Source organism: Hydrogenophaga sp. UC242_53, from assembly GCF_042696965.1.
In the GTDB taxonomy this organism is placed as follows: Bacteria; Pseudomonadota; Gammaproteobacteria; order Burkholderiales; family Burkholderiaceae_C; genus Hydrogenophaga.
The window spans coordinates 2,998,348-3,021,015 of record NZ_CP170552.1; the positions used below are offsets into that span (position 1 = coordinate 2,998,348).

Annotated in this window: 16 protein-coding genes and 6 pseudogenes; 16 read left to right on the plus strand and 6 right to left on the minus strand. The window is 69.5% G+C overall.

Features of this window, described 5'->3' with window-relative positions; genetic code table 11:
* Positions 1–57 precede the first annotated feature (57 nt).
* The 10 genes and pseudogenes from ACFJI0_RS15035 to ACFJI0_RS15080 all read left to right on the plus strand — a co-directional run bounded on the left by ACFJI0_RS15035 (position 58) and on the right by ACFJI0_RS15080 (position 11,288).
* Positions 58–864: an ABC transporter ATP-binding protein gene (locus ACFJI0_RS15035; protein ID WP_382320791.1), complete on the plus strand. Its 807-nt coding sequence runs from the start codon at positions 58–60 to the stop codon at positions 862–864.
* Positions 865–885: 21 nt separating this feature from the next.
* On the plus strand, positions 886–3,375 hold the full coding sequence (gene nirB, locus ACFJI0_RS15040) for a nitrite reductase large subunit NirB (protein ID WP_382320793.1): 2,490 nt from the start codon (positions 886–888) through the stop codon (positions 3,373–3,375).
* Positions 3,372–3,743, plus strand: a pseudogene (nirD, locus tag ACFJI0_RS15045) (nitrite reductase small subunit NirD); the annotation flags it as partial. The gene nirB and the pseudogene nirD, both read left to right, overlap by 4 nt.
* Positions 3,744–3,838: 95 nt before the next feature.
* A pseudogene (locus ACFJI0_RS15050) lies at positions 3,839–6,620 on the plus strand (molybdopterin-dependent oxidoreductase).
* Positions 6,621–6,688: 68 nt separating this feature from the next.
* A complete protein-coding gene (gene ybiB, locus ACFJI0_RS15055) occupies positions 6,689–7,618 on the plus strand; it encodes a DNA-binding protein YbiB (protein WP_382320795.1) in 930 nt (309 codons plus the stop codon).
* Entirely contained in the window at positions 7,602–8,387 is a 786-nt protein-coding gene (gene cobA, locus ACFJI0_RS15060) for a uroporphyrinogen-III C-methyltransferase (protein ID WP_382320797.1), read from the plus strand. The genes ybiB and cobA overlap by 17 nt, the downstream gene beginning before the upstream one ends.
* A gap of 47 nt (positions 8,388–8,434) precedes the next feature.
* Positions 8,435–9,115, plus strand: a complete 681-nt coding sequence (locus tag ACFJI0_RS15065; RefSeq protein ID WP_382320799.1) for a methyl-accepting chemotaxis protein — start codon at positions 8,435–8,437, stop codon at positions 9,113–9,115.
* A gap of 27 nt (positions 9,116–9,142) precedes the next feature.
* Positions 9,143–10,345 (plus strand): NAD(P)/FAD-dependent oxidoreductase, encoded by a 1,203-nt coding sequence (locus ACFJI0_RS15070; RefSeq protein ID WP_382320801.1) that lies wholly within the window; start codon positions 9,143–9,145, stop codon positions 10,343–10,345.
* 176 nt (positions 10,346–10,521) lie between these two features.
* Complete coding sequence (rpsU, locus tag ACFJI0_RS15075; protein WP_056273869.1) at positions 10,522–10,734, plus strand: 30S ribosomal protein S21; 213 nt, start codon at positions 10,522–10,524, stop codon at positions 10,732–10,734.
* Positions 10,735–10,841: 107 nt separating this feature from the next.
* The gene (locus ACFJI0_RS15080) at positions 10,842–11,288 is read left to right on the plus strand and encodes a GatB/YqeY domain-containing protein (RefSeq protein ID WP_382320802.1); all 447 of its coding nucleotides are present in this window, start codon (positions 10,842–10,844) and stop codon (positions 11,286–11,288) included.
* Positions 11,289–11,389: 101 nt separating this feature from the next.
* Here the strand turns inward: ACFJI0_RS15080 and pmbA are convergent, their stop codons facing one another.
* Positions 11,390–12,805 (minus strand): metalloprotease PmbA, encoded by a 1,416-nt coding sequence (pmbA, locus tag ACFJI0_RS15085; RefSeq protein WP_382320804.1) that lies wholly within the window; start codon positions 12,803–12,805, stop codon positions 11,390–11,392.
* A gap of 177 nt (positions 12,806–12,982) precedes the next feature.
* Between pmbA and yjgA the strand changes: the two are divergent.
* The 3 genes and pseudogenes from yjgA to ACFJI0_RS15100 form a co-directional block, all read left to right on the plus strand.
* Positions 12,983–13,459 (plus strand): annotated as a pseudogene (yjgA, locus tag ACFJI0_RS15090) (ribosome biogenesis factor YjgA); the annotation flags it as partial.
* Between the two features lie 72 nt (positions 13,460–13,531).
* Complete coding sequence (gene mog / locus ACFJI0_RS15095) at positions 13,532–14,140, plus strand: molybdopterin adenylyltransferase (RefSeq protein WP_382325665.1); 609 nt, start codon at positions 13,532–13,534, stop codon at positions 14,138–14,140.
* 19 nt (positions 14,141–14,159) lie between these two features.
* Positions 14,160–14,636, plus strand: a complete 477-nt coding sequence (locus ACFJI0_RS15100; protein WP_382320806.1) for a peptidylprolyl isomerase — start codon at positions 14,160–14,162, stop codon at positions 14,634–14,636.
* A gap of 127 nt (positions 14,637–14,763) precedes the next feature.
* Here ACFJI0_RS15100 and cysE read toward each other — a convergent pair whose 3' ends face one another.
* Both cysE and ACFJI0_RS15110 read right to left on the minus strand, forming a co-directional pair.
* Entirely contained in the window at positions 14,764–15,534 is a 771-nt protein-coding gene (gene cysE, locus ACFJI0_RS15105) for a serine O-acetyltransferase (RefSeq protein WP_382320808.1), read from the minus strand.
* An 11-nt stretch (positions 15,535–15,545) separates the two neighbouring features.
* Complete coding sequence (locus tag ACFJI0_RS15110) at positions 15,546–16,280, minus strand: RNA methyltransferase (protein ID WP_382156472.1); 735 nt, start codon at positions 16,278–16,280, stop codon at positions 15,546–15,548.
* 124 nt (positions 16,281–16,404) lie between these two features.
* Here ACFJI0_RS15110 and ACFJI0_RS15115 point away from each other — a divergent pair.
* Positions 16,405–17,329, plus strand: a pseudogene (locus ACFJI0_RS15115) (inositol monophosphatase family protein).
* 19 nt (positions 17,330–17,348) lie between these two features.
* Here ACFJI0_RS15115 and ACFJI0_RS15120 read toward each other — a convergent pair.
* The 3 genes and pseudogenes from ACFJI0_RS15120 to ACFJI0_RS15130 all read right to left on the minus strand — a co-directional run.
* On the minus strand, positions 17,349–18,938 hold the full coding sequence (locus tag ACFJI0_RS15120) for a PAS-domain containing protein (RefSeq protein ID WP_382325667.1): 1,590 nt from the start codon (positions 18,936–18,938) through the stop codon (positions 17,349–17,351).
* Entirely contained in the window at positions 18,854–19,519 is a 666-nt protein-coding gene (locus ACFJI0_RS15125; RefSeq protein ID WP_382325669.1) for a GAF domain-containing protein, read from the minus strand. Before ACFJI0_RS15125 ends, ACFJI0_RS15120 begins: the two co-directional genes overlap by 85 nt.
* A gap of 406 nt (positions 19,520–19,925) precedes the next feature.
* Positions 19,926–20,657, minus strand: a pseudogene (locus tag ACFJI0_RS15130) (PAS domain-containing protein); the annotation flags it as partial.
* 256 nt (positions 20,658–20,913) lie between these two features.
* Between ACFJI0_RS15130 and ACFJI0_RS15135 the strand changes: the two are divergent.
* Both ACFJI0_RS15135 and ACFJI0_RS15140 read left to right on the plus strand, forming a co-directional pair.
* Positions 20,914–21,150: pseudogene (locus tag ACFJI0_RS15135) on the plus strand (CHASE sensor domain-containing protein); the annotation flags it as partial.
* Positions 21,151–21,601: 451 nt separating this feature from the next.
* A complete protein-coding gene (locus tag ACFJI0_RS15140; RefSeq protein WP_382320810.1) occupies positions 21,602–22,666 on the plus strand; it encodes an ATP-binding protein in 1,065 nt (354 codons plus the stop codon).
* The last annotated feature ends 2 nt before the right edge of the window (positions 22,667–22,668 follow it).

Sequence of the window (22,668 nt, forward strand, 5' to 3'; positions counted from 1 at the left end):
CGCCGCCCGGCCGCCCGAAGGCGATCGCACCGCAAAGCGCAGCATGGAGGTTTCCAAATGAGCGATGCGTCCAAGTACATCGAGATCCAGGGCGTCGAGCAGACCTTCAAGACCCGCAAGGGCCTCTTCCCCGCGCTGCGCCAGATCGACCTCACCGTCGCCAAGGGCGAGTTCGTCACGCTGATCGGCCACTCGGGCTGCGGCAAGTCCACGCTGCTCAACCTCATCGCCGGCCTGACCACGCCCACCAGCGGCGTGCTGCTGTGCGCCGACAAGGAGATCGCCGGCCCCGGCCCCGAGCGCGCGGTGGTGTTCCAGAACCACTCGCTGCTGCCCTGGCTGACCTGCTTCGAGAACGTGCATCTCGCGGTCGAACGCGTCTTCGGCGCCAACGAAAACAAAGCGCAGCTCAAGGCGCGCACCGAAGCCGCGCTGGCCCTGGTGGGCCTCACCGCCGCCGCGCAGAAGCGCCCCGGCGAAATCTCCGGCGGCATGAAGCAGCGCGTGGGCATCGCGCGCGCCCTGTCGATGGAACCCAAGGTGCTGCTCATGGACGAACCCTTCGGCGCGCTCGACGCGCTCACCCGCGCCAAGCTGCAGGACGAGCTGCTGGAGATCGTGGCGCGCACGCACAGCACCGTGGTGATGGTCACGCACGACGTGGACGAGGCCGTGCTGCTGAGCGACCGCATCGTGATGCTCACCAACGGCCCGGCCGCCACCATCGGCGAGGTGCTGCGCGTGGACCTGCCGCGCCCGCGCCAGCGCGTGGCGCTGGCCGACAACCCGACCTACCAGCAATGCCGCAAGGAAGTGATCGACTTCCTCTACACCCGCCAGACCCACGTGGAGAAGCTGGCCTGACCGGCCGCCCAGGAGAACCCCATGGACATGCGCCTGCCCCCCTCGCAACGCCTGAAACTGGTCATGGTCGGCAACGGCATGGCCGGCGTGCGCACGCTCGAAGAGCTGCTCAAGATCGCGCCCGAGCTCTACGACATCACGGTGTTCGGCTCGGAGCCCCACCCCAACTACAACCGCATCCTGCTCTCGCCGGTGCTGGCGGGCGAGCAGACGCTGGACGAGATCGTGCTCAACGACTGGGCCTGGTACCAGGAGCACGGCATCACCCTGCACGCGGGCAAGACCGTGACCGAGGTGGATCGCGTCAGGCGCGTCGTGCGCGCCAGCGACGGCCAGGGCGGCGTGATCGAGGCGCCCTACGACCGCCTCATCATCGCCACCGGCTCCAACCCCTTCATGCTGCCCATCCCGGGCAAGGACCTGCAGGGCGTGCTGGCCTACCGCGACATCGCCGACACCCAGGCCATGATCGACGCGGCCACGCAGTACCAGCATGCGATCGTCATCGGCGGCGGCCTGCTCGGCCTGGAAGCGGCCAATGGCCTGATGAAGCGCGGCATGGCGGTGAGCGTGGTGCACGTCGCGCCCTGGCTCATGGAACGCCAGCTCGACGACGTGGCCGGCAAGCTGCTGCAGCAGTCGCTGGAGCAGCGCGGCATGCGCTTCCTGATCGGCGCGCAGACGCAGGAACTGGTGGACAACGAGGCTGGCCGCGTGAAGGCGATCCGCTTCAAGGACGGCACCGAGCTGCCGGCCGACCTGGTGGTGATGGCGGTGGGCATCCGCCCCAACACCGCGCTGGCGGAGTCCATGAACCTGCACGTGAACAAGGGCATCGTGGTCAGCGACACGCTGCAGACCGTGACCGACCCGCGCATCTACGCGGTGGGCGAGTGCGCGGCGCACCGCGGCATCGCCTACGGCCTGGTGGCGCCGCTGTTCGAACAGGGCAAGGTGCTGGCCACGCACCTGGCCGAATTCGGCATCGGCCGCTACATTGGCTCGCTCACCTCCACCAAGCTCAAGGTCACCGGCATCGACCTCTTCTCCGCCGGCAACTTCATGGGCGGCGAGCACACCGAAGAGATCGTGATGAGCGACCCCTCGGGCGGTGTCTACAAGAAGCTGGTGATCCAGGGCGACAAGCTGGTGGGCGCCTGCCTGTACGGCGACACGGTGGACGGCAGCTGGTACTTCAAGCTGCTGCGCGATGGCCGCAGCGTGGCCGACATCCGCGACCGCCTGATGTTCGGCGAATCCAACATCGGCGACGTGGGCCACCAGGGCCACAGCAAGGCCGCCGCCATGGCCGACAGCGACGAGGTCTGCGGCTGCAACGGCGTGACCAAGGGCAGCATCTGCAAGGCCATCAAGGACAAGGGCCTGTTCACGCTGGAGGAGGTGCGCAAGCTCACCAAGGCCAGCGCCTCCTGCGGCTCGTGCACCGGCCTGGTGGAACAGATCCTGATGTTCACCGCCGGCGGCGACTACTCCGCCACGCCCAAGCTGAAAGCCATGTGCGCCTGCACCGACCACGGCCACCAGGCCGTGCGCGACGCCATCCGCGACAGCCGGCTGCTGAGCATCGGCGCCGTGTTCGAAGGCCTGGGCTGGCGCACGCCCAACGGCTGCGCCACCTGCCGCCCGGCCGTCAACTACTACCTCATCAGCACCTGGCCCAAGGAGGCCAGGGACGACCCGCAGAGCCGCTTCATCAACGAGCGCGCGCACGCCAACATCCAGAAGGACGGCACCTACAGCGTGATCCCGCGCATGTGGGGCGGCGAGACCACGGCCGACGAGCTGCGCCGCATCGCCGACGCGGTGGACAAATACAAGATCCCCACCGTGAAGGTCACCGGCGGCCAGCGCATCGACCTGCTGGGCGTGAAGAAGGAAGACCTGGTCAACGTCTGGAAGGACATCGGCATGCCCAGCGGCCACGCCTATGCCAAGGCCCTGCGCACGGTGAAGACCTGCGTGGGCAGCGAGTGGTGCCGCATGGGCACGCAGGACAGCACGCAGATGGGCAAGGACCTGGAGCGCGCGATGTGGCGCATGTACGCGCCGCACAAGGTGAAGTTCGCGGTCAGCGGCTGCCCGCGCAACTGCGCCGAGGCCGGCATCAAGGACGTGGGCATCATCGGCGTGGACTCGGGCTGGGAGATGTACATCGCCGGCAACGGCGGCATCAAGACCGAGGTGGCCGAGTTCTTCACCAAGCTCAAGACCGCCGAGGAAGTGCTGGAGTACACCGGCGCCTTCATGCAGCTCTACCGCCTCGAAGGCTGGTACCTGGAGCGCACGGTGCACTACGTGAACCGCGTGGGCCTGGATCACGTGAAGAAGAAGATCCTCGACGACGCCGAAGGCCGCAAGGCGCTGTGGGAACAGCTGCAGTTCGCGCTCGACGGCGAGCCCGATCCGTGGTTCGAGCACCAGAAGGCGGCGGTGGACACGCGCCAGTTCATTCCCATCCAAGCGGTGGCACTGGAAGGGAGCGCGGCATGAGCAGCTGGATTCCGATCGCCCGCCTGGACGACATCCCCGTACTCGGCTCGCGCTGCGTGCAACGCGACAAGGGCCTGGACGTGGCCGTGTTCCGCAATGACCGCGACGAGGTCTTCGCCCTGCTCGACCGCTGCCCGCACAAGGGCGGCCCGCTGAGCCAGGGCATCGTCTTCGGCACCCACGTGGCCTGCCCGATGCACAACTGGACCATCGGCCTGGACAGCGGCTGCGCCAAGGAGCCGGACGAAGGCTGCACGCCGCGCTTCGCGGTGAAGGTGCAGGACGGCGTGGTGCACCTGGACGCGCACGAACTCGCGACCCAGGCGACCGATCTCACGCGGCCCGTGGCCGGCCCTCAGCGCAGGGCAACCGACCCCCACGCTCCGCCGCTGCGCGGGTCGCTGCCCCCCGAGGGGGAGCGGCCTGGCTTGGGGCGGCCCGGCGCGGCGGCCACCGTCCCCGCATGAGCCCGATCACCACCCGCTCCACCTGCCCCTACTGCGGCGTGGGCTGCGGGGTGTTGATCGAAAGCGTGGGCAGCCAGATCACCGGCGTGCGCGGCGACCCGCAGCACCCGGCGAACTTCGGCCGCCTCTGCACCAAGGGCCAGACCCTGCACCTCACCGCGTCGCCCGCGATCGCCCAGCAGACACGCCTGCTGCACCCCATGCAGCGCGCACAACGCGGCGCGCCCGCGTCGCCCCTGGCCTGGGACGCGGCGCTCGACCTCGCCGCCGAGCGCTTCGCCTCGGTGGTCGAGCGGCACGGCCCGGACGCGGTCGGCTTCTACATCAGCGGACAACTGCTCACCGAGGACTACTACGCCTTCAACAAGCTCGCCAAAGGCCTGATCGGCACCAACAACGTCGACACCAACTCGCGCCTGTGCATGAGCAGCGCGGTGGCCGGCTACAAGCTCACGCTGGGCGCCGACGCGCCGCCCACCTGCTACGACGACGTGAACCACGCGCAATGCCTTTTCATCGTCGGCAGCAACGCGGCCTTCGCGCACCCGGTGCTGTTCCGCCGCATCGAGGAAGCGCGCAAGAACAACCCGGCCATGAAGGTGATCGTGGCCGACCCGCGCCGCACCGACACCGCCGGTTTCGCCGACCTCTACCTCCCTCTGCAGCCGGGCAGCGACGTGATGCTGTTCCACGGCCTGCTGCACATCATGCTGTGGGAAGGCTGGATCGACAGCGGCTACATCGCCGCGCACACCACCGGCTTCGACGCACTCAAGGCCCTGGTGCGCGAACACACGCCCGAGCGCGTGGCCCAGGTCTGCGGCCTGCGGCGCGAAGACCTGTTCACCGCCGCCAAGTGGTTCGCGACCTCGCCCGCCACGCTCAGCCTCTACTGCCAGGGCCTGAACCAGAGCAGCAGCGGCACGGCCAAGAACGCCACCCTGATCAACCTGCACCTGGCGCACGGGCCAGATCGGCCAACCCGGCGCCGGCCCGTTCTCGCTCACCGGCCAGCCCAACGCCATGGGCGGGCGCGAGGTCGGCGGCCTGGCCAACCTGCTGAGCGCGCACCGCGACCTGGCCAACCCCGCGCACCGCGCCGAAGTGGCCGCGCTCTGGGGCCTGCCTTCGGTGCCCGAGAAGCCCGGCCTGAGCGCGGTCGAGCTGTTCGAGGCGGCCGCCGACGGCCAGGTGAAGGCGCTCTGGATCGCCTGCACCAACCCGGCCCAGTCCATGCCCGACCAGGCCACCGTGCGCCGCGCGCTGGCGCGCGCCGAATTCGTCGTGGTGCAGGAGGCCTACGCCACCGCCGCCACCTGCGAATACGCCGACCTGCTGCTGCCCGCCACCACCTGGGGCGAGAAGGACGGCACCGTCACCAACAGCGAGCGCCGCATCAGCCGCGTGCGCGCCGCCGTGCCCGCGCACGGCCAGGCGCGGCACGACTGGCGCATCGTGGTCGACGTCGCGCAGCGCCTCGAAGCCCGCTGGCGCCCCGGCCAGCCCACGCTGTTCCCCTACCCCGATGCCGAAAGCCTGTGGCTGGAGCACCGCGAATCCACGCGCGGGCGCGACCTCGACATCACCGGCCTGAGCTACGCCATGCTGCAGCAGCAGGGGCCGCAGCAATGGCCCCTCAAGGCCGGCGAATCGCAGGGCCGCCAGCGCCTTTACGAAGACGGTGTGTTCGCCACGCCCGACGGCAAGGCCCGCTTCGCCGCCCTGCCCTTCGTGCCGCTGGCCGAGCCGCGCGAGTCGCGTTACCCGTTCTCGCTCACCACCGGCCGCCTGCGCGACCAGTGGCACGGCATGACCCGCACCGGCACGTTGGGCCGCCTGTTCGGCCACGTCGCCGAACCCTCGGTGCAACTGCACCCGCAAGACATGGAACGCCGCGGCCTGAAGGACGGCGACCTGGTGCACGTGACCAGCAAGCGCGGCTCCATCCTGGTGCCCGCCATGGCGTCCGACGAGATCGGCCTGTCGCAGGCCTTCATCGCCATGCACTGGGGCGCGGAATACCTCAGCGGCCTGAGCAGCACCGGCGAGCCGCTGGCCGGCGTCAACGCGCTGACCACCTCGGCCTACTGCCCCACCTCCAAACAGCCCGAGCTCAAGCACGCGGCGGTGAAGGTGCTCAAGGCCGAACTGCCCTGGACGCTGCTGGCCTTGGGCTGGCTGCCCGACACCCAGGCACTGGAAGCGCGGGAAGGCCTGCGCGCGCTGATGGCGGAGTTTCCGTTCGCCTCGTGCGTGCCCTTCGGCCGCGAACGCACCGGCGTCCTGTTCCGCGCCGCCGCGCACGATGCACCCGAGCCCGGACTGATCGAACGCATCGAAGCCCTGCTGGGCCTGCAGACGGCCGATGCGCTGCGCTACGTGGACAAGCGCCTGGGCCAGCGCCGCACCGCGCGCCTGGTGCGCGAGGGCGACACCACCCGGCTCGAGGCCTTCGTGCTGGCCGGCGACACGCGCGCTGAGGTCTGGATCAAGCCCCTGCTGCAGGACGGGCTGCCCGCCGCCGCGTACGGCCGCCTGCTGCTGATGCCGGGCGCCAAGGCCCCCGTGGCCGTGGTGGCCAAGGGCCGGCAGGTGTGCACGTGCTTCAACGTGGGTGAAGACGCCATCCAGGCCCGGCTGGCCAGCTGTGAAGGCAGCGACGACCAGCGCCTGGCCGCCCTGCAGGCCAGCCTGCAATGCGGCACCCACTGCGGCTCCTGCGTACCCGAACTCAGGCGGCTGGTGCGCGCCAGCGCGCCCCTGGCCCAGCCCGCCTGAGCGGCCAGAACGCCCATATAACGATAAGTCATCAAACTTGCCTGACAATTCGCCGAAATTTGCAAGTCATGGCCATCAGTCAATACATCAAGGAAATCGGTCGGGGCAAGGACGGCGCCCGCTCGCTCACGCGCGAGCAGGCCACCGACCTGCTCGGCCAGGTGCTGGACGGCACCGTGACCGACCTGGAGGTTGGCGGCTTCTGCCTGGCGATGCGCATCAAGGGCGAAACGCCCGACGAGATGGCCGGCTTCCTCGATGCCACCCACGCGCGCCTGCGCCGCCTGCCCGACAACGGCCTGGCCACCGTCGTGCTGCCCAGCTACAACGGCGCGCGCAAGCTGCCGGTGCTCACCCCGCTGCTGGCCCTGCTGCTGGCGCGCCGGGGCGCGGCGGTGCTGGTGCATGGCACCGCCACCGAGAACCAGCGCGTGTTCGCCTCCCAGGTGTTCGAAACACTCGGCGTGCCTTCGGCCAGCGCGGTGCCCACGCTCGGCGCGGGCGAGGTCGCCTTCGTGCCCACCGAGGTGCTCAGCCCCGGCCTCAAGCGCCTGCTGGACGTGCGCCGCGCGGTCGGCCTGCGCAACCCCGCGCACAGCCTGGTGAAACTCATGAACCCGTGCGAAGGCAAGGCCTTCATCGTCGGCAGCTACACCCACCCCGAATACGCGACCTCCATGGCCGCCACCTGGGCGCTCACCGGCGCTCATGCGCTGCTGCTGCGCGGCACCGAAGGCGAACCCGTGGCCGACGCACGCCGCACGCCGCGCATGGAAGTGTTCCGCGACGGCGAGCGCACCGAGGTGCAAGCCCTGCAGGACGGGCCGCTGGCCAGGCTGCCGTCGCTGCCCGCGGTGGACGCCTCGCACACCGCCGCTTACATCCGCGCCGTGCTCGATGGCACGGAGCCCATCCCCACACCGATTGCCCTGCAGGTGGAACACATCTTGCGAGAGGTCGTGCAACATGAAACCGCAACCCATGCCCTCGCCGTCTGAGTTCCTGCCCGGTACCGTGGCCCTGGTGGGCGCCGGCCCCGGCGACCCCGAACTGCTCACGCTCAAGGCCGTCAAGGCCATCAGCGCGGCCACCGTGCTGCTGGTCGACGACCTCGTGAGCGACGGCGTGCTCGCCCACGCGTCGCCGCGCGCGCGCATCGTGCACGTGGGCAAACGCGGCGGCTGCAAAAGCACGCCGCAGGCCTTCATCGAGAAGCTCATGGTGATGGCGGCCCAGGAAGGCGAAATGGTGGTGCGGCTCAAGGGCGGCGACCCCTTCATCTTCGGCCGGGGCGGCGAAGAGGTGGAGCACCTGCGCGCCGCCGGCATCGAGGTGCAGGTGGTCAATGGCATCACGGCCGGACTGGCCGGTCTCACCTCGCTGGGCGTGCCGCTCACCCACCGCGAACACGCGCACGGCGTGGTCTTCGTCACCGGCCACGCCAAGCCGGGTGACGCCGGCACCGACTGGCAGACCCTGGCCGCCACCGCGCGCGACGCCAAGCTCACGCTCGTGATCTACATGGGCGTGTCCAGCGCCGCGCAGATCGAGCAGGACCTGCTCACCGGCCTGCCGGCCGACACGCCCCTGGCCGTGATCCAGCACGCCACGCTGCCCCAACAACGGCACGCGCTCACCACACTGGGGCAATCGAGCGCCACCATCGAGCGCGAAGGCCTGGGCAGCCCGGCCGTGATCGTGGTCGGTGACGTGGTCCGCGGCATCGCGGCCGTGCAGGCGCCCGAGGCGGTCGCGCGCGCCGCCTGAACGCCGCCCGGGCCACCATGGCCCGGCGATTGCTTGATGTCAGCCCCATGACATCCCTCGCCCCCACCCGACCCGTTCGCCGCGACACGCCCGCCCACATCGCGGGCCTCTCGCTGGTCAACCTCGCCGCGCGCCAGCGCATGCTCTCGCAACGCATGATCCTGCAGACCGTGCTCGCCGCCAACGGCGAGGCCGGGCGACTGCAGGCCGCGCAGCGCAGCCTGCAGATGTTCAGCGAAAGCCAGCAACACCTGCTGGGCACGGTGGGCCAGCTCGAGGCACAGGGCGCCCGCAAGATCCAGGAGACCTACCACGGCACGCGCGGGGTCGGGCCGGTGGTACAGGCCTTCATGCAGCTCATGCACAGCGCGCTCGAACAGATCGAGGCCTACAGCCCGCGCGTGCCCACCACCCTGGCCGAGCTGGTGGACCACACCGACCGCATCCTCGACGCCCTCAACACCGCGACCACCGCCTTCGACGAGGTCGCCAAGGCGCGCGCCGACGCGATGATGAAGGAGCTCACCGGCATAGTCGGCGACATCCAGAGCGTGCGCAAGGAGGCCAAGGTGGTGAGCTTCAACGCGCAGGTGGTGGCCGCGCGGGCCGGGCAACACGGCCGCGAGTTCGCCGTGGTGGCGAACGTGCTCTCGGACATCACGGGCGAGATCGACGGTCTCACGCGCAAGGCCGCGATCCTCGCCGAAAGAAGTCAGCACGCAGGCTGAAGGCGCGCTGCGCCTACACTGCCCGCCATGCAAGATTTCGACGCCATCGTCATCGGCGCGGGCGCGGCCGGCCTTTTTTGCGCCGGCATCGCCGGCCAGCGGGGCCAGCGCGTGCTGGTGCTCGACCACAGCGACAAGGTCGCGGAGAAGATCCGCATCTCCGGCGGCGGGCGCGCCAACTTCACCAACCGCGAACTCGACCCGCAGGCGCCGCACAAGCACTTCCTGAGCGCCAACCCGCATTTCTGCCGCTCGGCGCTCTCGCGCTACACGCCGGCCGACTTCATCGGCCTGGTACAGCGCCATGGCATCGCCTTCCACGAAAAGCACAAAGGCCAGCTGTTCTGCGACCACTCGGCCGACGACCTGATCCAGATGCTGCTGCGCGAATGCGACGCGGGCGGCGTGCAGCGCTGGCAGCCCTGCGGCGTGAAGGCCGTGCGCCAGGGCGGTGACGGCGTGTACGAGCTCGACACCGACCGGGGCCCGGTGCGCGGCCGCGCGGTGGTGGTCGCCACCGGCGGCCTGTCCATCCCCAAGATCGGTGCGAGCGACTTCGGCTACCGCATCGCCAGCCAGTTCGGCCTGCGCCTGGTGGCGCAGCGCCCGGGCCTGGTGCCGCTCACCTTCGACGGCGATGGCTGGGCGCCCTACGCTGGCCTGGCCGGGCTCGCGTTGCCGGTGCGCATCGAGACCGGCGAGAAAAAGGGCCGCATGGCTTTCCTGGAAGACCTGCTGTTCACCCACCGTGGCCTGTCCGGCCCGGCCGTGCTGCAGATTTCCAGCTACTGGCAGGAAGGCACGCCGATCCGCCTGAACCTGGCCCCCGAGACCGAACTGCCCGCCGCCCTGGCGCGCGCCAAGGCCAGCTCGCGCAAGCTGCTGGGCAACGAACTCGCCAGCCTGGTGCCCAGCCGCCTGGCCGAGGCCTGGGTGCAGCAGGACGCCGACTGGCAGCGCCCGGTGGCCGAAGCCTCGGACAAGGCCCTGGCCCGGCTGGCCGAGCGCCTCTCGCGCTGGGAACTCACCCCCACCGGCACCGAGGGCTACCGCAAGGCCGAGGTCACGCTGGGCGGTGTGGACACCCGCGACCTTTCGTCCCAGACCCTGGAATCGAAGCAGCCGGGCCTGTATTTCATCGGGGAGGTGGTGGACGTGACCGGCTGGCTGGGCGGCTACAACTTCCAATGGGCCTGGGCCAGCGCCCACGCCTGTGCACAGGCGCTGTGACCCCCACGCTGCGCCACTGCGGTAGCCAACCCCATGAAAATGGCTATAATCCAGGGCTTTGCTGGCAAATCCCCGTCGGCCAATACTAGTTAATGACGGGACATTTTGCGGAAACGACGCCCGGGCCCGATCTTCCCGTTCATCCTCTTTCCGCGCATTCTGGACATCCTTCGCCAATGACGACCATCCGTGTAAAAGACAACGAGCCCTTTGACGTCGCCCTGCGCCGTTTCAAGCGCACCATCGAAAAGCTCGGCCTGCTGACCGATCTGCGCGCCCGCGAGTTCTACGAAAAGCCGACCGCCGAGCGCAAGCGCAAGAAGGCCGCCGCCGTCAAGCGCCACTACAAGCGTGTGCGCTCGATGCAGCTGCCCAAGAAGCTGTACTGAGCACGAGCCACCGGGCCCTGCCGCCCGGTCGCGAACAAGCCCGCTGGAGGACGCTCAGGCGGGCTTTTTTGTTTCCGATTCCTCTCTCGACCACCCCAGGAGCCTCCATGAGCCTGAAAGACCAGATCACCGAAGACATGAAAGCCGCCATGCGCGCCAAGGACAGCGAGCGCCTGGGCACCATCCGCCTGCTCACCGCCGCGATGAAGCAGAAGGAAGTGGACGAGCGCGTGGAGCTGGACGACGCCATGGTCATCGCCATCGTGGACAAGCTGGTCAAGCAGCGCAAGGACAGCATCGAGGCCTTCACCAAGGCCGCGCGCCAGGACCTGGTGGACAAGGAAGCCGCCGAAATGGCCGTGCTGCAGGGCTACCTGCCCGCGCGCCTGTCGGCCGACGAAGTGGCCGCCGAAGTCAAGGCCATCGTGGCCGAACTCGGCGCCAAGGGCCCGGGCGACATGGGCAAGGTCATGGGCGCGGTGAAATCGCGCCTGGCCGGCAAGGCCGACATGGGCCAGGTGTCTGCCGCCGTGAAGGCCGCGCTGTCCAACTGAGCAGCCCATCCAGAATGCCGTGGAACTGGCTTTGCCAGGCCACAGGCATTGCCCCCTTGAGGGGGTGACGCGCCGCAGGCGCGGCGCGGGGGTGGGTCAGGTCAGCTCCCTGCCACCTTCATCCGGTTGATCAGGATCGAACCGGTCGTTTTCGCACCGTAGTTGTAGGCATCGGCCCCGATGGCCTCGATGCCCAGCAGCATGTCCTTAAGGTTGCCGGCGATGGTGATCTCGTGCACCGGGTAGGCGATCTCGCCGTTTTCCACCCAGTAGCCCGAGGCGCCGCGCGAGTAGTCGCCGGTCACGTAGTTCACGCCCTGGCCCATGAGCTCGGTGACGAACAGGCCGCGCCCGAGTTTCTTCAGCATGGCGCGCAGGTCGTCGCCCGGCTGCGTGAGCCGGCTGGTGAGCGTGAGGTTGTGCGAGCCGCCGGCGTTGCCGGTGGTGCGCATGCCCAGCTTGCGCGCCGAGTAGGTGGAGAGGAAATAGCCCTGCACCCGCCCACCCGAGAGCACCTTGCGCTTGGCCGTGCGCACGCCTTCGTCGTCGAACGGCGCGCTGCCCTTGCCATTGCGCACGTGCGGGTCTTCCAGGATGTCCAGGTGCTTGGCCGTCACGCGCTTGCCCAGGCTGTCGTGCAGGAAGGTGGTGTTGCGGTACAGCGCGCCGCCGCTGGTGGCCTGCACGTAGCTGCCCAGCAGACCGGCCGCCAGGGGCGACTCGAACAGCACCGGGCATTCGGTGGTGGCGATCTTGCGGCCGTTGAGGCGCGCCAGCGTGCGCTCGGCGGCGTAGCGGCCCACCGCCTCGGGCGTGGCCAGCTCGCCGGGCGAGCGCATGGAGCTGTACCAGTAGTCGCGCTGCATGTTCGCGCCCTTGCCCGCGATCGGCGCCACCGACAGGCTGTGGCGCGAACTGGCGTAGCCCCCGCTGAAGATGCCGGGCTTGCCACGCTCGCCGCCGCGCAGGTGCGCGGTGAAGAAGTGCGACTGCTGGGCCGACACGCCGGCCCCTTCGCTGTTGTTGATCTTCCTGCTGGTGGCGAAAGCGGCCGCCTCACAGGCCAGGGCGATGCGCGCGGCCTCTTCCGAATCGAGCGACCAGGGGTGGAACAGGTCCAGGTCGGGGTAGCTGTCGGCCACGTCCTGGGCGTCGGGCAGGCCGGCCACCGGGTCTTCGGCGGTGAAGCGGGCGATGTCGTAGGCGGCCTGCACCGTCTGGCGCACGGCGGCGGCGGAGAAATCGGAGGTGGAGGCATTGCCGCGCTTCTGTCCCAGGTAGACCGTGACACCCAGCGACTTGTCGCGGTTGCGCTCCACGTTCTCCAGCTCGCCCTTGCGCACCGAAACGCTCAGGCCGGCGCCCTCGGACACCTCGGCCGCCGCGTCCACAGCACCGAGCTGTTTCGCGTGGCCCAGGGCCAGATCGACCAGTTCCTCGAACTGGCTGCGGGCGTACTGGAAACCGGAAAGGGGGGAACGGGGGGCTGCCGCAGGGGCTTGGGAGGGGTTTTTCATGTCGACGGCTATGATACTTGCCGCCCCTTCCGGCCGCTGCCATTCGCGCAGAAGGCCTATTCAACGATCCACATGTCCCGCAAACCCACCAAAGGCTATTTCGTTCGTGGCCAGTTCGTCGCCCTGGGCAGCGAGCTGGACCTGGAGCTCAAGCGCGAGCTCAAGGGCGACGCCGAAATGAGCAAGACCGACCTGAAACGGGAGAGCGACCGCCTCCAGGCGCTCGGCGAGAACCTGCTCACCCTGCGCGCCGACCTGACGCAGAAGCTCGACCTGCCGGAAAAACTGCTGGACGCGGTGGCCGAGGCCAAGCGCATCACCAACTTCGAAGGCCGCCGCCGCCAGATGCAGTTCATCGGCAAGCTGATGCGTGCGCTGGACGAAGACACCATCGCCGCGGTGGAAGCCGCGCTCGACGAGCAGAACAAGGGCTCGGCCAAGGGCACGCTCTCGCTGCACCTGGCCGAACAATGGCGCGACCGCCTGATCGCCGACGACGACGCGCTCACCCAGTGGCTGCAGCTCGACGCGGGCGCCGACGTGCAGCACCTGCGCGCGCTGATCCGCCAGGCGCGCAAGGACGCCCAGGCCACGCAGGCACAGGAGCGCCCGGGCGAGGCCGTGCGCCACGGCAAGGCCTACCGGGAGATCTTCCAGATCGTCAAGGCCACGCTGAACCAGGGCGAGGACGACGACGGCGCCCCCCACCGACGAACCAGACCAGCCATGAGCGAGACCACCACGCCCTCCTCCGCCGACCCGGTGCGCATCGGCATCGTGTCCATCAGCGACCGCGCCAGCACCGGCGTGTACGAAGACAAGGGCCTGCCCGCGCTGCAGGACTGGCTCACGCGCGCGCTCAGGAACCCGATCACCTTCGAACCGCGCCTCATCCCCGACGAGCAGGCGCGCATCAGCGCCACGCTGATCGAACTGGTGCACGCCGGCTGCTCGCTGGTGCTCACCACCGGTGGCACCGGCCCGGCGCTGCGCGACGTGACGCCCGAGGCCACGCTGGCCGTGGCGCACAAGGAAATGCCGGGTTTTGGCGAGCAGATGCGCCAGATCAGCCTGGCCTTCGTGCCCACCGCCATCCTCTCGCGCCAGGTGGCGGTGATCCGCAGCCAGAGCCTCATCATCAACCTGCCCGGCCAGCCCAAGGCCATTGCCGAGACGCTCGAAGGTCTGAAAAACGCCGACGGCACGCAGCGCATCAACGGCATCTTCGCCGCCGTGCCCTACTGCATCGACCTGATCGGCGGCCCCTATCTTGAAACGCACGACGACGTCTGCAAGGCCTTCCGCCCGAAGTCCGCCGTGCGCCCCGCCCGCTAACCCATTCCAGCGACCCGCCATGAAGATCACCAAAGACACCATCGTCACCCTCACCTTCCGCGCCGTCGACGCCAAGGGCAAAGTGCTCGAAGACGGCAAGGAGCCGCGCGCCTACCTGCACGGCGGTTACGGCAACACGCTGCCGGGCGTCGAGATGGCCCTGGAAGGCCAGGAGAAGGGCTTCAAGACCACCGTGAAGCTGCTGCCGGCCCTGGCCTTCGGCGAGCGCGACGAAAGCCTGGTGACCTCCATCCCGAAGAAGGATTTCCCGCCCGGCGTGAAGGTGGGCGGCCAGCTCGAAGGCAGCGATGCGGATGGCAACCGCCAGATCTTCACCGTCACCAAGATCAAGGGCGACACGGTGATGCTCGACGGCAACCACCCGCTGGCCGGCCAGGACCTGACGTTCACGCTGAACGTGATCGACGTGAAGGCCGCATCAGCCGAAGAGATCGCCCATGGCCACGCGCATGGCGCGCACGGCCACCATCACTGAGCGAGGCTTCGCCGCGCACCACCACGCGTGACGCGCAGCGCCGGGTGGCCGGTGCAGCGAAGTGAAGGAGGAGGCGGCCGAAGGCCGCCGGGGGACATGAGCGGAGCCGGCCACCCGGCGCTGCGCGTCACTTCCCGACCAGCTGATTGAGCTTTTCGGCCTCGAAGCATTCCTCGCGCGCCGCGTCCTGCGGCACGCAATCGCGCTTCTTCGTCTCGGCCAGGGTCTCGATGGCCTGCCAGAGCAGCGCGATCTGGTGCTCCTGCCCGGCGGCGTTGTCGATCAGGCCGCGCATGGCCTGCGACAAGGGATCGTCGTCCTGCGTGATGCCGTAGGCCTGGAACTTCTGGCCCTGCTCGGTCACATCGGCGCTCTCGCCGGTCTTGCTCGGGATGATGCGGGCCGGAATGCCCACCGCCGTCGCCCCTGCGGGCACCGGCTTGATCACCACCGCGTTGCTGCCGATCTTGGCGCCGTCGCCGACGACAAAACCGCCCAGCACTTTGGCGCCCGCGCTCACCACCACGTCGCGGCCCAGCGTCGGGTGGCGCTTGGTGCCTTTGTAGAGCGAGGTACCGCCCAGCGTCACGCCCTGGTAGATCGTGCAGCCGTCACCGATCTCGGCGGTCTCGCCCACCACCACGCCCATGGCGTGATCGAAAAACACGCGTTCGCCCAGCTTGGCGCCCGGGTGGATCTCGATGCCCGTGAACCAGCGCGAAATGTGCGAGATGAAGCGACCCAGCCACTTGAAGCCGTGGTTCCAGCACCAGTGCGCCGGGCGGTGCAGCCAGACGGCGTGCAGCCCGGGGTAGCAGGTGATCACCTCCCAGGTGCTGCGCGCGGCCGGGTCGCGGTCAAGCACGCACTGGATGTCGGAGCGGATGCGGTCGAACATAAGCCGGCAGTCTATCGCTTCGCCTTCTCGGCGGCTTGCAGCATGGCCTTGGCGACACCTCGAAGAATGTGGATTTCCTCGTCGCTGGGCGCGGCCCGGTTGAAAAGCTGGTTCAGGCGCGGCATGAGCTTCTTGGGCGCCTCGGGGTCGAGAAAGTCCACCGCCACCAAGGCGCGCTCCAGGTGGTCGAGCATGCCGCCCAGGGCCTGGGCATCGGCCTGCGGCCGCTCGGCCACCACCGGTGGCGCCCCGAAGCCGCCGAGCGCCTGGCGCCAGTCGTAGGCGATCAGCTGCACCGCCGCGGCGAGGTTGAGCGAGCCGAAGGTCGGCGCGGTGGGGATGCTCAGCGCCACATGGCAGCGGTACACGTCTTCGTTGCGCATGCCGAAACGCTCGGACCCGAACAGGAAGGCCACCCCTGACGGCGGATCGCCCGCGCCCAGCAGCCCCGTGAAGTGCTCGCGCGGCGCGCGCGTGGGCGGGCCGAAGTCGCGCGGGGTCATGGCGGTGGCGCAGAGGTGGCTCATGCCTTCCAGCGCCTCGTCCAGCGTGTCCACGATGCGCGCCTGGGCCAGCACGTCGTTGGCCCCGCTGGCGCGCTGGATGGTTTCCTCGCGCCGCAGCACGTTGGCCCAGCGCGGCTGCACCAGCACCAGGTCGTCGAAACCCATGACTTTCATGGCGCGGGCGACACCGCCCACATTGCCGGCGTGGCTGGTCTGGATCAGGACAAAACGGGTGCGCATGCGAAAAAAGGGCGGGGACGGTAAAATCCCGGGTATTGTCGCCGCCCGCATCGCCGGGCTTCGTCACCCGCTCTTCCACCACTGCCGCGCCCTCCCCTGCGGAGCGCGCCGAGGTTCACAATTCATGTCGTCCACACTCCACCCCATGCTCAACGTGGCCATCAAGGCCGCACGCACCGCTGGCACCCTCATCAACCGCGCCGCGCTGGACGTGGAGTCGGTCCGGGTCTCGGTCAAACAGACCAACGATTTCGTGACCGAGGTCGACCAGGCCGCCGAGGCCGCGATCATCGACACCCTGCTCACCGCCTACCCCGACCACGCCATCTGGGCCGAGGAGTCGGGCAAGCGCCCGGGCAAACATGGCGGTGCAGACCATGTCTGGATCATCGACCCGCTGGACGGCACCACCAACTTCATCCACGGCTTCCCGGTCTACTGCGTGAGCATCGCGCTCATGGTGGGCAACCGGCTGGAGCAGGCCGTCGTCTACGACCCCTCGCGCAACGACCTCTTCTGCGCCACGCGCGGGCGCGGCGCCTACCTGAACGACCGCCGCATCCGCGTTGCGCAAGCGCACCACGCTGCGCGACTGCCTGATTTCCACCGGCTTCCCGTTCCGCCCGGGCGACGCCTTCCAGACCTACCTGCAGATGTTCGGCGACGTGATGCCGCGCGTGGCCGGCGTGCGCCGCCCCGGCTCGGCCGCGCTCGACCTGGCCTATGTGGCCGCGGGCTTCACCGACGGCTTCTTCGAAATGGGCCTCTCCCCCTGGGACGTGGCCGCGGGCGCCTTGCTGGTCACCGAAGCCGGCGGTCTGGTGGGCAACTTCACCGGTGAGTCCGACTTCCTCGAACAGAAGGAATGCCTGGCCGCCAACCCCAAGATCTACGGCCAGCTGGTCGGCCTGACCGGCAAGTACAGCAAGTTCGCCAGCGCGGGCGACAAGGCGGCGGTGCGCCAGGCGCGCAAGACGGCCGCCCAGGCGCCCGACAGCGCCGCTGACGCGGCCCCGGCCGCCACCCCCGCCCCCGACGCCGCGAACTGAGCCGCGCCGCGCGAGGGCGTCAGCCCAGCGGCAGGCGCAGCCAGAAGGTCGCGCCCTCTCCGGGCGCGGATTCGGCCCAGACGCGCCCGCCATGGCGCTCGACGATGCGCGCCACGATGGCCAGCCCCACCCCCATGCCGGGCACGTTGCTGCCCGCGTGCAGGCGCTGGAACAGGCCGAACAGCTTCTCGGCGTGCGCCATGTCGAAGCCCATGCCGTTGTCCCGCACGAAATACGCGCGCTGACCCGAATCGAAACCCACCGCCAGTTCGGGTTGCGCCAGGTGGCGCGAGTACTTGAGCCCGTTGTCGATCAGGTTGGACAACACCTGGCGCAGCAAGGTGGCATCGCCCATCGCCTGCGGCATGGCCTGGATGTCGATGCGCGCGTGGTTGGTCTGCGGCGAGAGCGTTTCCACCACCGACTGCGCCAGCGCGGCCATGTCCACCGGCACGGGTTCGAGGTCCACGCGGACCACGCGCAACAGCTCGAGCATGTCGGTGATCATCTGGCCCATGTTGCGCGACGAGCGCGCGATGCGCTCGAACATGTCGCGCCCGGTCGGGCTCAGGCGGTCGGCCTCGTCCTCCAGCACGATGGACGCAAAACCGTTGACCGAACGCAGCGGCGCGCGCAGGTCGTGCGCGATCGAGTACGAGATGGCCTCCATGTCGCGCATGGAGCGCTCCAACTCGGCCGTGCGCGCGCCCACCCGCTGCTCCAGGCTGGCGTTGAGCGCCTTCACCTGCTCCTGCGCGGCCACGCGCTCGGTGATGTCCAGGTGCGTGCCCGACATGAACGTGGCGCGGTCCTGCGCATCGCGCTTGTGCACCCGGCCGCGCGTGTTGACCCAGATCCAGTGGCCCGCCTTGTGGCGCATGCGGATGTCGCACTCGTAGTACGGCAGGATGCCCGCGATGTGCTGGTCGCGGATCTGGTCGGCCCGCTTCAGGTCGTCGGGATGCACCAGCGCCTCCCAGGTCTCGGCGCGCATGGGCTGCAGCTCGCGCAGGGTGTAGCCCAGCATCTCGGCCCAGCGTTCGTTGACCGTGAGCACGTTGTCGGCGATGTTGTTTTCCCAGATGCCCGGCCGCGTGGCCTCCAGCACCCAGGCCAGGCGCTGGCGCTGCTCGCGCAGCGCCTCCTGGGCCTGCATGTAGGAACTCACGTCGGTGAAGGTGCGCACCATGCCCCCGTCGGGCAGCATCCGGGAGCGCATCTCCAGCGTGCGGCCATCGCGCGTCTTGCGCCAGTACTTCTCGGGCGGTGGCACCGGCGGTCCGTGCATGAGGTGGGCGTGGGCGATCGGGTCCACCCAGGACAGCCCGGGCCCGAAGTCGCCGCGCTCGGTCTGGAAGCGCCGCACCTGTTCCAGCGTGGGTTGCCCCTGCAACAAGGCTTCGGGCAGGTCCAGCATGTCGAGCAGGCGGTGGTTGTAGGCCGTGATACGGTGGTCCGCGTCCACCCGGCACAGGCCCTGCTCGATGCTCTCCAGCGTGGCCCGCAGGTCCAGGCTCTTCTCGGTCAGCAGCTCGCTGGTGATCTCCAGCTGCTCGCGCGTGCGGCGCCGCTCGATGTGGCCGCGCCAGGCCAGCACCAGCTGGCGCACCGCGCCCAGCAAGGGCTGCAGGAACTCGATGTCGTCTTCGCTGTAGCCCCCGGGCTGGTTGCCAGGCCCACCATGGCCACGAGCCGGTCGCCCACGGCCAATGGCACGCACAGAAAGGCGTCCATGGGCGGATGACCGCCCGGCAGCCCCCCGGCGTGCGGGTGGCTGGCCGGCTGGTTGGCGATCAGGGGCTCGCCGGTGAGCATGGCGCGCCCGAACAGGGTGTCGAGGTTGCGGAACGCCATGCCCGCCTCGGCCTGGCTGGCGTACATCAGGCGGGACGCCTCGTCCCAGGCGATGTTGGTGATGGCACTGGTGCGCAGGTAGGGCGCGCCGGTGTCGCTGTAGAGCACCTCGCCCACGAAGCCGTAGGCGCTGCCGGTCACCGAGAGGAAGGCCTGCAGCAGCCCCTCGAAGGCCTTGCGCTTGTCCTCGGCCTCGATGAAGACCGACTGGGCCAGGCGCACCGCCTCGAGCATGCGGTGCTGCCGCTCCAGCTTCTGCGTGGCCAGCCTCGCCTCGGTCACGTCGGTGGAGAACCCGTGCCAGACCACCGAGCCGTCGGTCTCGCGCTGGGGCATGGCCTCCACGTGGTGCCAGCGGGTGCCGGCCTTGGGCAGGCACACGCGGTAGGTCTGGCGCCAGGGCGCCAGATGCCGGGCCGAGGCTGCGCAGCGAGGCGATCATTTCCGCGCGGTCATCGGGATGCACCCGCCGGAACAGCACGTCCGCATCCTCCTCCAGCTCGGCCGGCTCGATCTCGAGCATGCTGCGGACCACGTCGTTCACATACGAGATCACGCTCTTGCCATCGGCCCGCAGGCGCGCCTGGTACATCATGCCGGGCACCCGGGCCGCGATGTTCTGCAGCAGCTTGAGCTGTTCGGTCAGGCGCTCGCTGGCCTCGCGCTCGGCCGTGATGTCCTGCACCACGCCGAAATCGGTCTGCGGGTTGCCGGCCACGCTGGTCTGGCCGATGCGGGTGCGGAACCAGCGCTGCTGGCCATCGGGCAGCCGCCAGCGGAACTCGACCTGGCGCCCGTCCATCGCCTCGCGCGCGGCCTGCCAGGCGGGCCGGTCGTCCGGGTGGATGCCCGCGCGGCCGTCGCCGCGCGCGATCAGGTCGCGCGGCTCCAGGCCGGCGATCTCGAACAGCCCCAGCGACCACACCACGCTGTCGGAATGCTGGGCGTTGGTCCAGTGGCCCACGCGCGCCAGCTTCTCGATCGCGGCATGCAGCTCCACCTGCTGCTGCAGCCCGAGGTTCGCCTCGCGCAGGGCCGCCTCGGTCTGCAGCCGGGCTTCCGTCGCCTCGAACTCGCGGGTGGCTTCGGTGATGTAGACCAGCGCCAGGGGCTCGGGCAGCGTGTCCATCACCGTGGTGTGCAGGCGGACCCGGTGCATCACGCCGTCGCGCAGGCGCAGGTGCTGCACCGTGTCGGGCGACGGCAGCTGGTTCACGAAGCGCGCGCGTTCGTCGGCGCTGGGCCAGTGCCCGAGCTCCACGGTCGTGCGGCCGATCACGTCCTCGCGGCGCTGGCCGGTGAGCGCCAGCCAGGCGTCATTGACCGCCAGCAGGCGCCCATCGCTCAGGCGCGAGACGATGGCGGCCAGCGGCGAGGCCAGGAACAAGGCCTCGAAAGGCAAACCCGCCTCCTGCTGCGGGGGAAACGCTGCGCACCCGATGGTGGACGGGGGTTCGGGAACAGCTTCGGCCATGCGCGCTCGTGAAAGGGTGGGAGGACGGAAACAGGCTCAAATTGTGCCGGACTGTGTGGCTTGCGGTGCGTGAAATTGGCCTGCTAAAGTGGCTTGCTGTTCACCACCACGTGCCCTGGAGACCATGAAACCCACCTCGCTGCGCCAGCAACTCACGCGCGCGGCCATGCTCACCACCTTGCTGGCGATCCTGCTGAGCGCCGGCGCCTTGCTGACCTACGAGCTGATGGTGTACCGCCGCGTCGGCATCGCCGACATGCGCACCCAGGCCGATCTGATCGCGCGCTCCACCGCCCCGGCGCTGGCATCGAGCGACGCCCAGGCGGCCTGGGAAAACCTCTATCTGCTGCGCCAGCAACCCCAGATCCGCGCCGCCGCCGTGTACGGCCGCGACGGCGCGCTCATCGCCTCGCACACCACCACCGCGAAAAACGAACTGCGCGCCCGCATTCCGCTGACATCGGAGGCCTGGGGCCCGCGCTTCAGCGGCTCGTCGCTGGAGATGGTCCGCCCCATCGAGCACAACGGCGCGCGCATCGGCATGCTCTACCTCAAGGCCGAACACGGCGTGTGGCAGCGTTTCGTGGACTTCGCGCTGATCGTGCTGGCCGTCAGCGCGGTGAGCCTGGTCGCGGCCTACTACCTGTTCGTGGTCCTGCAGCGCCGCATCACCGCGCCGCTGGAGAAGATGACGTCGGTGGCGCGCGACGTGATCGGCAGCCACAACTGGTCTCTGCGGGCACCGGCCACCGACTACAAGGACCTGGACGTGCTGGTCGACGCCTTCAACCGCATGCTCTCCGAGTGCGAGATCCGCACCACCGAGCTCGAACGCGAGATGGTGACGCGCCAGGGCGTCGAACGCGAACTGCGCCAGGCCGACCGCCAGAAGGACACCTTCCTGGCGCACCCTCGCCCACGAATTGCGCAACCCCCTCTCGCCCATGACGAGCGCGGTGGCCCTGCTGCAGATGCCGCAGGTGTCGCCGCAGGCACGGGAGAAGGCGCTGGCGGTGCTCGAGCGCCAGCTGCAGCACATCGTGCGCCTGGTCAACGACCTGCTGGACGCCTCCCGGGTGCGCACCGGCAAGCTGTCGCTCGACACGGCGCCGGTGAACATCGGCGAGCTGCTGCACACCGCCACCGAAGGCGCGCAGGCGCTGGCGCAACAGCATGGCCTGCAGCTCACGCTGCACCTGCCCGATGCGGCGCTGTATGTGAACGGCGACGCGGTGCGGCTGACGCAGGTGTTCTCCAACCTGCTGAACAACGCCTGCCGCTACACCCCGCACGGCGGGCGCGTGGACCTCTCGCTCACCTCGACGCCATCCTCGGTCGAGGTGACGGTGGTGGACACCGGCATCGGCGTGGAGCCCGCCATGCAGGAACGCATCTTCGACCTGTTCGAACAGGCGGACCAGTCCATGCAGCGCGGCAGCGCCGGGCTGGGCGTGGGGCTGACGCTCTCGCGCCAGATCATCGAGCTGCACGACGGTTCGCTGTCCATGCACAGCGAGGGCCTGCACCGCGGCTCGTGCTTCACGGTGCGGCTGCCCCGCCTGCATCGAGAGCCACCGCGCGACGAGCCCCCCACCGTGGCGCCGTCCCACGCCCAGCCCTCGCGCCCGCTGCGCCTCCTGATCGCGGACGACAACGTCGATCTGACGGTGAGCCTGTCGGCCGTGCTGTCCTCACATGGGCACTTGGTCGAGGTCGTGCACGATGGCGAAGCGGCGGTTCGCGCGGCGCGCGCGCAGGTGCCGGACGTGGCGCTGCTCGACATCGGCATGCCCGGCCTCGACGGCCACCAGGTGGCGCGGGCGCTGCGCGCCGATGCCACCACGCAGGGCATCCGCCTCGTGGCCATCACCGGCTGGGGCCGCGACGCCGACCGCGAGGCCGCGCGCCTGGCCGGCTTCGATCAGCACCTGCTCAAACCGGTGAACCCCGAACAGCTGCTGCGGCTGCTGAGCGAGCCGCCAGAAGCGCCCCGCGCCCCGCCGGCCTGAGC